This is a genomic window from Methylotenera sp. G11, assembly GCF_000799735.1.
Taxonomy (GTDB): Bacteria; Pseudomonadota; Gammaproteobacteria; order Burkholderiales; family Methylophilaceae; genus Methylotenera.
Genome location: NZ_JUHH01000001.1, coordinates 1,976,314 through 1,993,286 on the forward strand (window position 1 = coordinate 1,976,314; position 16,973 = coordinate 1,993,286).

General features: G+C 52.7%; 5 protein-coding genes. 3 read left to right on the forward strand and 2 right to left on the reverse strand.

Annotated elements, in window-relative coordinates:
- Positions 1-10 precede the first annotated feature (10 nt).
- A complete protein-coding gene (locus GQ51_RS09170) occupies positions 11-1,231 on the reverse strand; it encodes an MFS transporter (protein ID WP_047552222.1) in 1,221 nt (406 codons plus the stop codon).
- A gap of 247 nt (positions 1,232-1,478) precedes the next feature.
- On the reverse strand, positions 1,479-2,093 hold the full coding sequence (locus tag GQ51_RS09175; protein ID WP_052177788.1) for a DNA-3-methyladenine glycosylase family protein: 615 nt from the start codon (positions 2,091-2,093) through the stop codon (positions 1,479-1,481).
- Between the two features lie 87 nt (positions 2,094-2,180).
- Here GQ51_RS09175 and alkB point away from each other — a divergent pair, with 87 nt between their 5' ends.
- The 3 genes from alkB (at position 2,181) to GQ51_RS09190 (ending at position 16,973) form a co-directional block, all read left to right on the forward strand.
- Positions 2,181-2,813, forward strand: coding sequence for a DNA oxidative demethylase AlkB (alkB, locus tag GQ51_RS09180; protein ID WP_047552223.1), 633 nt, complete (start codon positions 2,181-2,183; stop codon positions 2,811-2,813).
- Positions 2,814-3,108: 295 nt separating this feature from the next.
- Complete coding sequence (locus tag GQ51_RS09185; protein ID WP_081987133.1) at positions 3,109-4,911, forward strand: ShlB/FhaC/HecB family hemolysin secretion/activation protein; 1,803 nt, start codon at positions 3,109-3,111, stop codon at positions 4,909-4,911.
- 62 nt (positions 4,912-4,973) lie between these two features.
- Positions 4,974-16,973: a two-partner secretion domain-containing protein gene (locus tag GQ51_RS09190; RefSeq protein ID WP_047552224.1), complete on the forward strand. Its 12,000-nt coding sequence runs from the start codon at positions 4,974-4,976 to the stop codon at positions 16,971-16,973.

A 16,973-nucleotide genomic window follows, 5' to 3' on the forward strand; every position in this document is an offset into this window, starting at 1 on the left:
ATTATCTACCTCAATGCAGCTGATGCAGCTCCAGCTTGCGCAGTTTTGGCGCCAGTTTACTGGTGATGCCCACTACGGATAATGTCATGAGTCCGCCAAAAATAACCGATGGCACCAGCCCCATCAGGCGTGCAGTGGTGCCTGATTCAAAAGCCCCCAGCTCATTTGACGAACCAATGAAAATACCGTTGATGGCGGATACCCTGCCGCGCATATTATCCGGGGTGGCCAGCTGCATGATGGTCTGGCGCAATACGACAGAAACGCCGTCGCAGATGCCTGAGAGCAGCAGCATGGTTGCGGCCATCCAATAGTTTCTGGTTAAGCCAAAGCTGATGATGCACAAGCCAAACCCGGCGACTGCGCTCAACAGCCAGCGCCCGGCATGCAGGTTGATCGGGTGGCGTGTGATCCACAGGCCGGCTGCAATTGCGCCCACTGCCGGTGCGGCACGCAATATGCCCAGGCTTTCCGGGCCAAGTTGGTAAATATCATGAATAAACGCCGGCAGCATGGCAACTGCGCCACCGAACAGGATCGCGAACATATCCAGGGACATTGCACCGAGCACGATCTGGTTGCTGAAGACAAAGCTCAACCCTTCTTTTATGCTGGTCAATAAAGGTGCGCCGGTGGGGTTCTTCGGCTCGTCAATCTTGATTGAAAGCATCGCGCTCATCGCGCCCAGGCACAGCGCTGTGGCAACGCCATAAGCAACAGCCTTGCTGGTGAACCCCACCAGGAAACCGCCAATAGCCGGCCCGATGACCAGGCCGGCCTGAAACGCCGTTGTACCCAGGCTGGCCGCTTTGACAAACTGCTTTCTGGGCACGATGATGGCAAACAGGGTGTTGTAGCTGGGTGCGATGAAAGCGCGCGCAAAGCCGGTAAAAGCAATTGATGCATAAATCCATAACGTAGCCGCACCGTTCAGCCAGCCGATTGCCAGCGCGGTGAGCGTAAACGCATTGACCAGCAGCAGCACTGCAGCCAGGGCACCAAACAGGCGGCGTGAGTAATAATGGTCAACGGCATGCCCCGCTATTAGCGCAGAAGCAAAGTAAGGAATCACTTCCGCAAGGCCGATCAGGCCAAGTGATAATGGGTCGCGTGTAATTTCATAGATGTGCCAGCCGACAACAACGGCCATGATCTGGTAAGCTAAAGAGATCTGAATTCGAAACGCAAGGAGCTTGGCAAAAGCGTAATTGTGATATTTGAAAATTTCCATAGCCTGTATTATAGGTGCAAACGGCCTCGCCCATTAAGCGCGGCGTCAATAATAGCGTGTGCTGCAAGAAGCGATTGGCTGTAGAATGTAGTCGTTAGTGCAGTGAATAAGGCAGTAAGCAGAATGATGGCCTGCCCAGGTTTTGCCGATGAGTCGTCATTGACCTAGTGTGACTCTGCCGATATAGATTAGGCGCACTAACCTTTTATAAAACCTGCCTTTTATAAAACCTGAATTCCGGCGCTGTTTATTTGGGTACCCGCCACAGGTACCAGCTGGCAACGGTGCGGTAAGGGCTCCAGGCTTTGCCGATTTCAGCCAGAACTTTCTTTTTGGGTGCGGTTTCCAGTTTTTTAAGCCGTCTGTAGCCTTCAGCAATGCCAAAGTCATCGGCAGGCAATATATCCATGCGTTCCAGCGTAAATATCAGCATCATTTCTACGGTCCACTGGCCTATGCCTTTAAGTGTCACTAGTCTTGCGATCAGGTCTTCATCACTCATGCCATCTGCGGCATTACGGTCGGGTACCAACCCACTGATCGCTGCCTGTGCAATGCCTTGAATGGTTTCAATTTTCCTGCCGGAGAAACCAACGGCACGTAAATCGTCAAAACTGGCACGGATTAATTGCTCCGGTCTTGGGAACGCGCCGAAATGCAGTAGAAATTTCTTCAGGATCGCATCGCCGGCTTTCGTGCTCAACTGCTGGTAAGCCACTGCACGCACCAATGCCTCATATGGCTCGCGTTCGGCTTTAGGGCTGAATTCGCAAGGGCCGACGCCAGTAATCAAACGCTGCCAGTCAGCATCGATTTGCATCAGGAATTGCCGAGCCTGTGTATAAAAATCTGCATTATTCATGGTTGAATTATAAGTTGAATTATAGATTGAATTACAAACCTGACTGTCAATTCAATATGATCGTCTTCAAGTCACTTAAAATACACGATGGACTTATTCGAACAATCACGGCAAGAGGAAATACTAAAAGATGTGCATCTGCTGCGCGGTTTTGCCCTGCCTGATCAAAACCATATCCTTGCTGATTTATCTGCGGTGATGATGGCGGCCCCGCTGCGGCAGATGATCACGCCGGGTGGATTGCCGATGTCTGTTACAACCAGCAACTGCGGCGCTTTGGGCTGGGTGTCTGATAAAAATGGATACCGCTATGCAGCACGTGACCCTAAGACCGGAACCCCCTGGCCTGCAATGCCGTCCAGTTTCAGGCAACTGGCGGAACAGGCCGCAAATACGGCAGGTTTCGGTTACTTTAACTCGGATGCCTGCCTGATTAATTGCTACCGCCCAGGTGCAAAAATGGGTCTGCATCAGGATAAGGATGAGCAGGATTTTACCCAGCCCATCGTATCAGTCTCGCTGGGTATTCCAGCCATGTTTCAAATGGGCGGGTTCGCACGTGGCGATAAAACGCTCAAACTGCCGCTATATCATGGTGATGTGCTGGTTTGGGGCGGTGAATCCCGGCTGCGGTTTCATGGCGTAATGCCGTTAAAACCAGCGAATCACCCAGCCCTTGGCGAATGCAGGATTAACCTGACATTCCGCAAAGGCGGGTGAAAAATCACCTTATTTCAGTTTCAACGCTAGCTTAACCCTACGCCTTGTTTTAAATATGGCTCCTCGTAGCATCACCGCTATTTTTTAATTTAAAAGTCATTGAGTTTCCTCCTCAAATTTACTGGATTTTTTGGCTATAAATAATCCGGCGCATATTTTCTATTTTTAATTCAAGCAACATAGCTAAAGCAAAATTAGACCATGTTTACTTTATGGATTAATTCTATATAATAAAAATTTGGGATTTATTCCCTTTTATTGATGTTTAGATTTAACCCATTTGCAAAATAAAAATATGAAAATCAACATAAGAGCATGGCTGGTTTTAACCTTGCTGGCGCCATTGTGTCATGCAGCTGGCATCGACCCCGCTTTAACAACACCGACTGAACAAGCGCGACAACGGCAACTTGAATCACAAGAGCAACAGCGCCAGCAAGAAATCCTGAAATCCCTGCGTCAGCAGCAGGAAATCAAGCCGGGTGTACGCGATGACATTGATGCTTTAAAACAAACTACGTTAAAAGCCTCCATAGAGATTCCCGACAATGAAACCCCTTGTTTTACCATCAATAAGATAGAGCTGGTTGACGACGATGCTGCCAGGTTTCAATTGGCCTTGGATGAAGTTTTATCTAAAAATATACCATTAGTTAATGAAATAGAAGCCAAGCCTATATTAGGCAGATGCTTAGGTGTACAGGGTATTAATGCCGTGATGAATCGCGTACAGAATGCCATCATTGCCAAAGGCTATGTCACGACGCGAGTACTGGCCTCACCACAGGATTTAAAAACCGGATTATTGCAACTTACCGTTATTCCTGGGCACATCGGTGCAATACGTTTTACACCGGATTCCAGTAAGCGCGTCAGCATGTGGAACGCTGCCCCGATCAACGCAGGCGACTTACTCAACCTGCGCGACATTGAACAAACACTGGAAAACCTAAAACGTGTTCCTACGGCAGATGCCAATATACAGATTGAACCTTCCAGCGAAAACAAGCCAGGGTTGAGCGATGTGGTCGTACGCTATCAGCAGCGTTTACCGCTGCGTGTGTCTCTAGGTGTGGATGACAGCGGCCTCAATTCTACTGGTAAATATCTAGGCAGTACTACACTGTCCGGCGACAATTTGCTATCACTCAGTGACATGTTTTACGTGAACTACAATCATGACCTGGGTGGCGGCGATACCGGTAAACGGGGCACCAAAGGCTATACCGCACATTACTCTATTCCATGGGACTACTGGCTGTTAAGTGCCACCACATCCAGCAACGATTATCACCAGGAAGTCGCCGGTGCCTCGCAGAATTATATTTATAGCGGTACTTCACAAAACGCCGAAGTGAAACTGAGTCGGTTGATTTATCGAAATAGCATCAATAAAACTAATCTGTCATTGCGTGGTTTTTTGCGTAAATCTTTCAATTACATTGATGATACCGAAATTGAAGTCCAGCGCCGCCGCACCGCAGGCTGGGAGCTGGGCTTCAACCAGAACTGGTATATAGGCGCTGCGATTCTGGATTATAACCTGGCCTACAGGCGAGGCACCGGCGCTGAAGATGCCATGGCAGCACCGGAACAAGGTTCCGACGAAGGCACCTCGCGCATGAAAATGCTCCTTGGTGACATTAACTTGAGCGTTCCATTCAGCGTCAACGCGCCATGGGGCAGCCAAGCCCTGCAATACTCTGGCACCCTGCGTGGCCAAACCAACTACACACCACTCACCCCGCAAGACCGCTTCAGCATTGGCAACCGTTTTACCGTGCGTGGCTTCGATGGACAACAAACCTTGGTCGCCGACCACGGCTGGCTCATGCGCAATGAACTGATCGCACCGATTGCATCCAGCGGACAGTCTGTTTACTGGGGGCTGGATTACGGTGAAGTCGGCGGCCAGTCTTCAAAATATCTGATTGGTAAATATCTAGCTGGTACCGTGCTGGGCTTGCGGGGCAGTATCGGCTCCGAGCGTCTCGGCAGCCTGAATTACGACGTCTTTGTGGGCAAGCCTATTAACAAACCTCAGGGCTTTGCAACGCATGAGTCAGTTGCCGGTTTCAGTCTGAATTACACCTATTAAGACCACACCAAATTACTTATTTACTTCATCAGAACTTACAAAGATCATAAAAGGCAGCCATTATGAATAAAAACCGCTTCCGCATCATCTTCAATGTTGCTCGTGGCATGATGATGGTTGTCGCTGAGTTTGTTAAATCGCATATGTCCGGTGCGGAATCGACTAACAGTTCACAGACTGATAATCTGCTAATAAAAAACCAGAACGACATAAGCGTTACCCTGCGCCCGCTGGCATTCTCCCTTATGTGTGCCTTAGGCTTGGTAGCAGTCGTACCTAACCCGGTCAACATCAACCCGGCGCATGCCGAAGCCAAGGCCGCTACCAATGTGCCCGGCAACCAGCGGGCTACCATATTGAGCGCCCCAAATGGTGTAGAAGTCGTCAACATACAGACCCCGAGCGCTGCCGGTGTTTCACGCAATGTTTACGGAACCCTCAATGTGCCGGAGCAAGGCATGATCTTCAACAACAGCCGCAGCAATGTACAAACCGAACTCGGCGGCTGGATACAAGGCAACCCATGGCTGGCTACCGGCACTGCCCGTGTTATCCTGAATGAAATCAACAGCAGCAACCCCAGTTATTTGAACGGCTATATGGAAATTGCCGGTAGCCGTGCCGAGCTTATTATTGCCAACCCCAATGGCATTTCGTGTAACGGCTGCGGCTTCATCAACGCCAGCCGCGGAGTACTCACGACCGGCACGCCAACTTTAAGCGGTGGTGACCTCACCGGTTACCGCGTCACCGGCGGCAGCGTTAACATCTGGGGCAATGGCCTCGATGCGAGCCGCAGCAATTACACTGACATCATCGCCCGTGCCGTGGAAGTGAATGCCGGCATCTGGGCCAATGATTTAAAAATCACCACCGGTGCCAATCAAGTCAATGCGGTCAACACACAAACCAACAAAATCACAGCCAGCGGCGCCGCCCCGGCATCCGGGTTTGCGCTGGATGTTGCCGCGCTGGGCGGCATGTATGCCGGCAAGATTACCCTGATCGGCACCGAGGCTGGGTTGGGTGTACGTAATGCCGGCAACATTGGTGCCGGTGCCGGACAGGTCGGCATCACCGCTGACGGACAACTCATCAATAGCGGTACCATTAGCACCGCAGGCGTCGGTAATGACCTGCTATTTAGCAGCAAAGGGTTCAATAATAGCGGCACAATCTCTTCACAATCCAACCTGCAAATCAGCAATCAGGGAGATGTGGCCAACAGTGGGCTCATTGTTACAGGACAGGAACTCAAACTTGATAGTTCTGGCGCATTGCGCAATCAGCAAGGGACGTTCAGCGGCCAACGACTGGATATTGCCGCGGCAAGTCTCAGCAATATGCAAGGCACGATCCAGCAAACCGGATCGCAGGCCATCAGCCTGACCGCGGCTGCACTGAACAATAGCAATGATGGTGTGATCGGCAATCTTCCGCTCACCGGCGGCAATTCAGGCGGTACAGGTACAGGCGGTACCACAGGTGCCGGTACAACTACGCCACCGCCGACCACGGCAGGTAATGATGCCTCGACGGTAGTCCCTGTCGCGCCGGTAGTCCTTGCTGCCGGCGTTATCAATATCAGCGGTGATGTTCACAATGATGGCGGCCAGATCACCGCCAATGGCGATATGGAAGTCACCGCAAGCAACGGCCTGCAAAACAGTGCTGCCCTGAACCTAAACAGGTTCGCGGTCACAGGCAATACCTTCAGCAACGTACAGGGTGAGATCCATGTATCGGATGCTGACATCCATACGACAACACTGGATAACAGCAGAGGCCTGTTCAATATCGGCAATACGCTGACCCTGAATGCGCATGATGTCATCAACACGCAAGGCACTCTGCAACAGCTCGGCACTGCTGATCTGACGATTACCCTGGCTGGTGATCTGGACAACACGCAAGGCCGGATTGAGACCAATGCCAATAATTTAACATTGGCCGCACAAACCCTCACCAATACCGGTGGCAATATGACACATGCCGGGAGCGGTGTGCTTAAAGTGACCAGCGCTACATTCAATGGGGCCGATGGTGCGGTTCAAAGCAACGGTGCGCTTGATTTCAAAGCGACGGCTGCAACGCTGGATAACGGTAGCACTGTGGCCAAACAGATTGCCATTGACACTACCACGCTCAGCAACAGAAACGGCGAAATCATCCAGACCGGAGCAAGTGCCACCAGCATTAAAGCCACGACCCAGCTGGACAATGCCGGCGGTGTCATCGCCAGCAATGGCAACACCACGCTGACCACCGGTAGTCTGATCAACCAGGGCGGGACAATACAAGTGGCCAGCTTGGCGCGCCTCACCGTCAATGCCACAGGTGCTGTAGACAACAGTGCATTGAACGGCGTTGACGGCAGCCTGCAAGCGGGCGGTGCAGTGACACTCAATGCCGCCAGCCTCAATAACATACAAGGTTGGATCTTAGCCGGCGATATGCTGGAGGTCACGACCAGCAGCACTGTAAACGGCATTGATAACCATCAAGGGCACATCGTGGCAGATGATGGCGTCAACCTCAATTCAGGTGCTGGCATCAACAACACGCAAGCCGGCATTGAGTCTGCCGCAGGCATAATCAGCCTCACGGCAGCGGGGGCTATCAACAACACAAGCGGACTGATTGCCGCCAGCCATAACACCAACGTCAGTGCCGCTTCACTGAACAATACCGATGGCCAGGTCAGCGGTCTTGATACTGCCATTACTACGACCGGTAATCTTGATAACACCGGTAACGCGCTGATTGTTGCGCAACGTGATTTAACCCTCAGCACCGGTAAACTTAACAACCAAGGCGACATTCAGGCCATACGCCATCTCACATTGAATGCCAGCGATACCATTACCAATAGCGGTACCATTTACGCCCAGTCCAACAACACGATTACGACCAATAGCAACCTGGGCAATCGCGGCCTGATTGCGGCACAGGGTAACATGACGGTCACCGCGGATGGCACCGGCAGTAATATCAGCAACATAGCGACTGGCGTGATGGCTGCCGGTCTCAAGGTAGATGGCACATTCAGTGCGGCAGGCAACCTCAAGCTGACCGCCACGCAATCGATCACCAGCACTGGCCAATACCTGTCTGCAGGTAATCAGGCGGTTATGGCACAATCTCTTGATTTGGCAGACAGCACAATTTACGGTAAGAATCTCACCCTGAGCGCCGACAACGGCAACCTGAATGTTGCCAATGCCAGCGTCGCAGCCAGTGAAACACTGGCTGTAAGTGCCACCAAGACACTGACCACCGATGCAGCTACAGTTTCTGCCGACCAACTCTACCTGGCAGCACACGATCTATCTAACATTGGCGGTGAACTGGTACAGACCGGTGCCGGTGATACCGTAATCAACCTGGCAGGTGACCTGAACAATACTCAAGGACGCATTGCCACTAACAGCAGCAACCTGAAGCTGGCAGCTAATACGATCACGAATACCAGCAGCACCGGTAAACAAGCCAGCATAGAACACGCCGGTACCGGCACGCTCACCATGACCGCCATTGCTTACAACGGCAATGCCGGGGCGGTGCAAAGCAACGGAAATCTTGAATTGACTGCGAAAACCGCCAGTTTGAACGATGGCAGCACCATTGCTGAGAAAGTCAGTATAGACACCACGACACTCAGCAATCAAAACGGCGAGATCATCCAGACCGGTAGCGGAGCGGCCAGTATTAAAGCCACGACCCAACTGGACAATACCGGCGGTGACATCGCCAGTAATGGCAATACCGTTTTTACGGTAGGTGACTTAATTAACCGGGGTGGCCGGATACAAGGGGCAGGGTCATCGAACCTGACTTTGAATGCCACAGGTACAGTGGATAATCGGCTATTCAATGGCGTTGCGGGTCACTTGCAAGCCGGGGGTACGACTGTTGTCAATGCCGCTAGCGTAGACAACCATCAAGGTCAGATTCTGGCGGGAGATATGCTCCGGATCAGCGCTACTGGCACCGTGAATGGTATTGATAACAGCCAGGGCAATATCGTCGCAGATAACGGCGTGTCGCTTGCTTCGGCTGCTAATATCAACAACACGCAAGCAGCCATTCAATCTGTCGCAGGTGCTGTCAATGTGACTGCTGCAGGTGCATTCAACAACACGTCCGGTCTCATTGCCGCCAGCAAGAACACTACCGTCAGTGCCGCTTCACTGAATAACATCAATGGTCAGATCGGCGGTCTGGATACCAGTATCACCACTTCCGGCACGCTTGATAACACCGGTACCGGGCTTATCATTGCCCAGCGCGACCTTCACTTGACAACAAAAAATATTAACAACCAAAGTGATATACAAGCCACGCATGACCTGGCGCTGGATGCGAGCGATAATGTCGCGAACAGTGGCACTTTGTATGCCCAGGGTGATGCAAGCCTTGTAGCCCAAGGTGACCTTACTAATAGCGGCCTGATCGCAGCGCATGGCAACACCGGTATCCATGCCAACGGCGCAAACAGCAAACTCAATAGCACCGCAACTGGGGTGATTGCCGCAGGGCTTAACGCCGATGGCAGCCTGGACAAGGTCGCTGCCAGCCTTGATCATGCGACCGGCAATCTGGCGATATCCGCAACACAATCAGTCACAGCCCTGGGTCAGAACCTGGCCGCAGGTGATCAAACCATCATTGCACAATCCATGGATATATCCGGCAGCCAAACCGTTGCCCGTAACCTCAGCCTCACAGCGGGTAGCGGCAGCCTGAATGCTGCCAATGCCAGCATCGCAGCCAGTGAAACACTGGCTGCAAGTGCCACCAAGACATTGACCACCGATGCGGCTACAGTTTCTGCCGACCAGCTCAACCTGGCAGCACACGATCTATCTAACATTGGCGGCGCACTGGTACAGACAGGGACGGGTGATACCACGATCAGCCTTGCCGGCGACCTGAGCAATGAACAGGGACGCATTGCCACTAACAGCAACAACCTGACGCTGGCAGCGCAGACCATTACCAACACCAGCAGCACCGGTAAACAAGCCAGCATAGAACACGCCGGGTCAGGTAAGCTCAAGATCACCAGCACCACGTTCAAGGGCAGTGCCGGGCAGATCCTGAGCAATGGCGATCTGGATTTCACCGCAACCACGGCAACACTGGACAATGCCAGCACCATTGCCAAACACATCAACGCAGATACCGCAACACTCTCTAACCGGAGCGGAGAGATGATTCAGACAGGGTCGGATGCCGCCAGTATTCACGCCAGCATCAAGCTCGACAACACCGATGGCATGATCGCCGGTAACGGGGCCGCCACCCTTGCCGTGGGTGATCTGATCAACCAGGGCGGTACCATTCAAACTTCCGGCCAAGTCTCAGGGCAAGCAGCAGGCACTTCGAATCTCATCATCAATGCCACAGGCACCATTGATAATACTTCATTCAACAACATTGCCGGCAACATAAAAGCGGGCGGTACGCTGACACTCAATGCAGACAGACTAAACAACACGCAAGGCCAGGTCACGGCGAGTAATAAGCTGGACGTCAAGACAAGCAATACCGGCAGCGGTATCAGTAACGGCCAGGGTCTTATCGCCGCCAATCAGGCGCTTACGCTCAGTACGTCCAGCCTTGATAACAGCAGCGGCACGATTGCCTCGGTACATGCCGGTGCCGATGTGGCAGCGACAGCAGGCAGTATCAATAATGCAGCAGGTCAAATCAGCGCTGCACAGCAACTGCATACCAATAGCCAAGGCCTCAATAACACAGACGGCAATTTGTTTGCCAACAGCGCCAATATTGACACGCAATCTCAATGGCTGGACAACACTGCTGGCACCATCATCACGACCGCTGGCCTTGATCTGCAAACCGGCACCCTCAGCAATGACGCCGGCCTGATCCAGTCCGGTGGCAATCTGGTCATCAACACCCATGGCCAGGCGCTGACCAACCGCAACAGCGGCAGCGCCCAGGGCATCCTGTCGCAAGGCAGCGCCACGTTCACCACTGGCGCACTTAATAACCAGGCCGGCTATATCGGTGCTGAAGGTGCGATCATTGCCAATAGTGCAGCCATCAGCAACCATGACGGCACCATGACCAGCGAGGCGACCATCGCACTCAATGGCACCAGCCTGGATAACCAGACGGGTCGCCTGGAGGCATTGGGTAATGTTAACGTCAATGTCGGCAACAGCGCGGCAAACAGCATCAACAACCAAAGTGGATTGCTAAGGTCAGGCCAAACCCTGACACTGACCTCGGCCAGTGTCGATAATCGCAATACCCAAGACATAGCCAAGGGGATTGAAGGCCAGTCCGTTCTGGTCAGCGCTGACCAGATCAACAACAATACCGGCGCGATGCGTGCCGACAACACCCTTGCCATCATCGGCAGCGGTGCGCTCAACAACAGCCAAGGCAGACTCTCCTCTGCCGACACCCTGAGTATTGCCGACAGGCTGGCAAATGCCAACAGCAATGCAGCCGGTAAAACACTGGCCGTCACCAACACCAATGGCACTATGATTGCTGGGGCTGGCCTCAACATCGACAGCAAAAGCCTGACCGGCGACGGCAAAGTGCTGAGTCAAGGCGATCTGATCACCAAGCTCACCACTGACTATACGCACACCGGCCAATGGCAGGCGGACGGCAATGCGACCTTGGTCACTACGGGCACCCTCACCAACCAGGCGCAGCTATTGGCAGGCGGCAACCTTGACCTAAGCGCAGCGAATATTGATAACCAGGCAGGTGCTGAAATCAGTGCGGCCAATACCGCCCTGCATGTAAGCAACACAACGACCAACCGTGGCCTGATCGATGGCAGCGATACCTTGATCGACACGGGCACCCTCAACAACACCGGCACCGGCCGCCTCTACGGAGACCATGTTGCCATCGCCGCAGCCACCCTCAACAACGCGGAAGAAACCGTGAGTGGCGTTACCAAATCAGCCGTGATTGCCGCACGTGACCGTCTCGACATTGGCGCACAAACTATCACCAACCGCAATGACGCCCTGCTGTTCAGTGTCGGCGACATGGCCATCGGCGGCAGCCTGGATGCCAATCATGAAGCGACCGTTATGCCTGGGCAAGCGCAAGCGAATACACTGATCAATAGCGGCGCCACCATCGAAGCGCTCGGCAACCTGCAACTCTCTGCTGCCGACCTGCAAAACCTGAATCCAGCCCTCGTCACGCAAGAAGTACAGATCGCGACCGGCAGCTTCCACTGGTTTACGCCCAAAGGCACCAGTGTTGTGCTGGATGCCGAGCACTATCCCGGCGCACAGATCGGCAACTTTAATATATCCTGGCGCACAGCGGATATTTACACCTTCAGGGAGTATTACCGCTTTACCGGCACGACGGCAACCACCGCAACACAGGTCGTAACCTCCCATCCCGGACGAATCCTGTCCGGCGGCAACATGACGGTCAGCGGCAACCTCACCAACAGCGACAGCCAGATGATCGCCGGCGGCACACTGGATGTCACGGGTGCCAGCCTGCAAAACCTCAACAGCACCGGACAAACCGTAAAAAGTTACAGCGGCCGCACTTATTTCTATGACTATGATGGCAATGAAAGCTGTAGCGACCCCGGTGACGGCTGTTATGACATCTCTTATTTCGGCCCATACAATCCTGCGACTGAAGTGACCAGCTTCAGCCTGAATGTCGGACGTATCGAGCAACTCACCGCGGTGCCCGGCACCGGAACCGGCATAGGCACGCTCACCACCGGCAATGCCACACCCCAAGCAGAAGGCGCCAATGCCGCCAATGCCGGCGTGAACACAGGCAGCACCCAAGGCAGCGGCCCCCAGGTTGGCACCGTGGCTAGCGTTGCAGGCAACACCGCACAAACCGTCAGCACCACACCCAACAACATCCATGCAGGTCGCATTGGCGCAGCCAATGTGACGGATGCCAGGCAAACGGATAAAGTTGCCGCCATCAGTCACGGCACGGTGCAGGGCATCAGCGCCCCCCCGCAAAACACCGGCACCGGCAATGTGGATAGCGCGCATGTTACCGATGCAACGCAAGCAGGGGCTGTGACCACACCCACCCAAACCGGACCAGACACCCTGGTACGTACCGTCAGCCCGAATACCGTGCTGCCTAACAACAGCCTGTTCCACACCAAGCCAGATTCAACCGCAGCTTACTATGTAGAAACCGACCCCAGATTCGCCAACTATAAAACCTGGCTCAGCTCAGACTACATGCTCACCGCCCTGCGCTACGACCCTGCCACCCTCACCAAACGCCTGGGTGACGGCTTTTACGAACAGCGCCTGATCCGTGAGCAGATCAACCAACTCACCGGCAGACGTTTCCTCACCGGCTACAGCAACGACGAAACCGAATATCAAGCGCTCATGACCAATGGCATCACCTTCGCCCAGCAATACCAGCTCATCCCTGGTGTGGCCTTAAGTGAAGCGCAGATCGCCCAACTCACCAGTGACATCGTCTGGCTGGTCGAGAAGACCATCACCCTTGCCGATGGCACCACCGTGCAAGCCCTGGTACCGCAGGTATACGTCAGACTGCAACCGGGAGATATCGACGGTCAAGGCACCCTGCTGACAGGTAACAGCATCAATCTAAAATTAAACGGAGACCCTGCGACGGGCGCAGGCGGAACATTAGTCAACAGCGGCAGTATTGCCGGCCGCACCCTCACCAGCATCAGTGCCGACAACCTCCACAACCTCGGTGGCCGTATCAGCGGCAACATCACCAGCCTTGACGCCACCCAGGACATCAACAACCTGGGCGGACGCATTGAAGCCGAAGACACACTGATCCTGCAAGCTGGACGCGACATCAACATTGCCAGCACCACCCAAAGCAGCCAAAACACAGCCGGTGCCAGCAGTTTTACGCGCACCAACCTGGACCGTATCGCCGGCCTTTACATAACCAACCCCAACGGCATCCTGATTGCCAGTGCTGATCACAATCTCAACCTGCAAGGTGCAATGATCAGTAATTCCGGTCAGAATGGCATGACAGTACTCAACGCCGGCAACAACCTGAACCTGACCACCCTCACCACCGCCGAACAGAACAACACCATTAAGAACAGCAAGAACTACATCAAACACGGCAACACGCAAGAGATCGGCACCGTGATCCAGACCGAAGGCGACATCCTCCTCAACGCCGGCAACGACCTCACTGCCCGTGCCGCCACCGTCAGCAGCGACAACGGCAGCCTTAACGCCAACGCCGGCAACAACCTCACCATAGAATCAGGCGTTGCCACCAGCAACCTGGCCGCCGCCCGCACCACCAAAAAGAGCGGCACCTTCAGCAGCAAAAAAACCGAACGTCGCGACAGCTTCAACGACAGCGAAGTCATCAGCAGCACCTTCAGCGGCGACAGCGTAGACATGAATGCAGGGAATAATCTAACTATTAAAGGTAGCAATGTAGTCGGCACCAACAACGTTGACCTCAATGCAGGCAACAATGTCACGATTGAATCAGCCCAAGCCACGCATGATGAAACGCACTACTACAAAGAAAAGAAAACCGGCTTCAGCGCATCATCCACCAGCATCGGTTACGGCAGCAGTAAACTCACCACCACCAACGACACCCAGCAGGTCATTAACGTCGGCAGCATCGTAGGCAGTGTAGAAGGGGATGTGAACATCACCAGCGGCAACCAATACACGCAGACGGCAAGTGACGTACTCACACCACAGGGCGACATCAACATCAGCGCACAAAAAGTTGACATCAATGCCGCTACTGACACCTACGCTAACCAGCAGAGCATGAAGTACAAGCAAAGCGGGATTACTGTAGGTGTCAGTAGCAGTGCACTTAATCTAGCCCAGAATGTTGCAGGTACAACTGAGGCAACAGTTATCAGTGACAGCAATCGTAATAAAGTACTCAATGCACTGCAAACTTATGCAAATGTATCTACATTACAAGAACAAGGCAAGGCAATAACCAGTGCCGTTCAAGCTGGCAACGTTCAAGATGCAGCCAGTACGGCTGGTGTCAAACTCAGCGTTAGCATTGGGACATCCAGTGCCAAAAGCAGCAGTACTACCAATGTAGCTACTCAGCAGGGTAGCCTGATTAAAGCTGGCGGCGACGTAAATATTAAAGCCACGCAGGATAATCTTACCGTACAAGGCAGTACCATTGCAGCTGATCAAAACATCACACTGGAAGCTGCAAAAAACATCAACCTAATTGCCAGTACTGATACAGAATCCAACCAAAGCAAAAACAAATCCAGCAGCACCAGCATTGGTGTTTCTGTAGGCGTAGGAGCAAGCGGAGCCGGGTTAAGTGTAGATTTGGCAGCCAGCCGTGGTAAAGGCAGTGCCAACAGTGACAGCGCCACTTACAATAACACCCATGTTACGGCAGGAGAAACGCTCACACTTAACTCAGGTAATGATACCAATCTAATAGGTGCAAATGCAGAAGGTAAGCAAGTGACCGCCAATGCAAGTGACTTGAATATAGAAAGCCTGCAAGATACGTCAATCAGTAAAGCCAAACAAAGCAATACCGGCATTAGCATCAGCGTACCTGTAGCATCGCCTACACTGGGCAACACCTTTGGCGCTGTGAGCCAGAGCAAACAAAATAGCAACAGCAACTACGCCAGTGTTTATGAGCAATCCGGCATCAAAGCCGGAGAGCAAGGCTTTAACATTACCACCCAAGGCAATACAGACCTAAAAGGCGCAGTGATAGAAAGCGCTGCCCCCACAGAAAAGAACCAATTCACCACCGGCACCCTCGCTGTAAGCAATATTCAAAACCACATGGACGCAGAAGCCAGCAGCAGTGGCACCACAATCAGCACCAATATGCTCAATAGTAAATATGGCGCAATCAAAGGCATCGCTGGCAACCTGCAAAATCATGGGGAAGCAGATATCAGTGACAGCAGTACAACGCTGAGTGCAATTGCTCCTGCCACTATCACGATTACAGATGAAGCTAAACAACAGCAACTCACCGGCAGAACCGCGGAAGAAACCGTTGCCGTACTAAACCGAGATACGACCAATACCAACCGTGTATTGGCAAAACCGGATGTGCAGGAATTGCAAGAGAAGGTGCAGCAGGAGCAGGCGGATAGGATGCTGGCGGTAACCGCTATTACTGCATTTACCGATGAAGCTTACCGCTCACGCTTGCAAGCCACACCTAAGGTATTCAAGGTGGAATGTCCGCAAGGTGCTGATTGCCAGGCCAACCCTAAATTACTGGTACGCACTGAAATTGACCCGAAAGAGGTTGCCAACGTGCCTGCCGGTTCGATTGTTGCAGTCAATGGTATCCTGAATGACGAAGAACGAGGGGCGGAATTGGCGTATCAGAATACGAAACCAATCATAAATGAGATAACAGGTAAGGAGGATAAGCCCACTGTTGTTTACCTGATGCACATTGCACCGGCAACCAATAAGGTTTCTGAACTACTCGGTGTCGCCTACGAAAAAATAGTAACATCTTCCGACTATGGCCTGGCTAACTTCCTGGGTTATACCAATGGCCAAGAGTTGTATGCCGATTTATTAAGAAGTCGAGAACAGCAAGCTACCGAATCGTTAGGACACAGCCGTGGTACATTAGTGCAAGAAGGTGCATTTACGATTCTTGCCAACCGCCCAGATGAAAACGGTAATACTTACACCAATCCTAACCTGATTGTTCGTGGTGTGGGTGGTGCAGCAGATGCGGTGGAATATACCGATAAGGCAGCAGCTGTTCAAGGATCGTCAGGCAATAAAAAAGAAATTACTTATAACTACTTCAGTAATGATCCGGTTTCTACATCTAGCTTATCCGGTGGAAATATCGGCACTTGGACATTGAAAGACTTATGGCAGGTGTTCTCAACCAGTAACAGCATGCACAGTTGTTATGGTACGGGTGCGGCAGGTTGTACGCAGGTGGAAATACCTGTGCCAGGCGGCCCACAAGGTACGCTAGATGGAAATGCCAAACTGATTCAATATCAAGGTGGTGAGCGTATCGATAACAATACGGTAGGGAGATAA

Coding starts and splice junctions, on each gene's coding strand:
- GQ51_RS09170 (WP_047552222.1), bottom strand. CDS start 1,231: ATGGAAATTTTCAAATATCACAATTACGCTTTTGCCAAGCTCCTTGCG.
- alkB (WP_047552223.1), top strand. CDS start 2,181: ATGGACTTATTCGAACAATCACGGCAAGAGGAAATACTAAAAGATGTG.
- GQ51_RS09175 (WP_052177788.1), bottom strand. CDS start 2,093: ATGAATAATGCAGATTTTTATACACAGGCTCGGCAATTCCTGATGCAA.
- GQ51_RS09190 (WP_047552224.1), top strand. CDS start 4,974: ATGAATAAAAACCGCTTCCGCATCATCTTCAATGTTGCTCGTGGCATG.
- GQ51_RS09185 (WP_081987133.1), top strand. CDS start 3,109: ATGAAAATCAACATAAGAGCATGGCTGGTTTTAACCTTGCTGGCGCCA.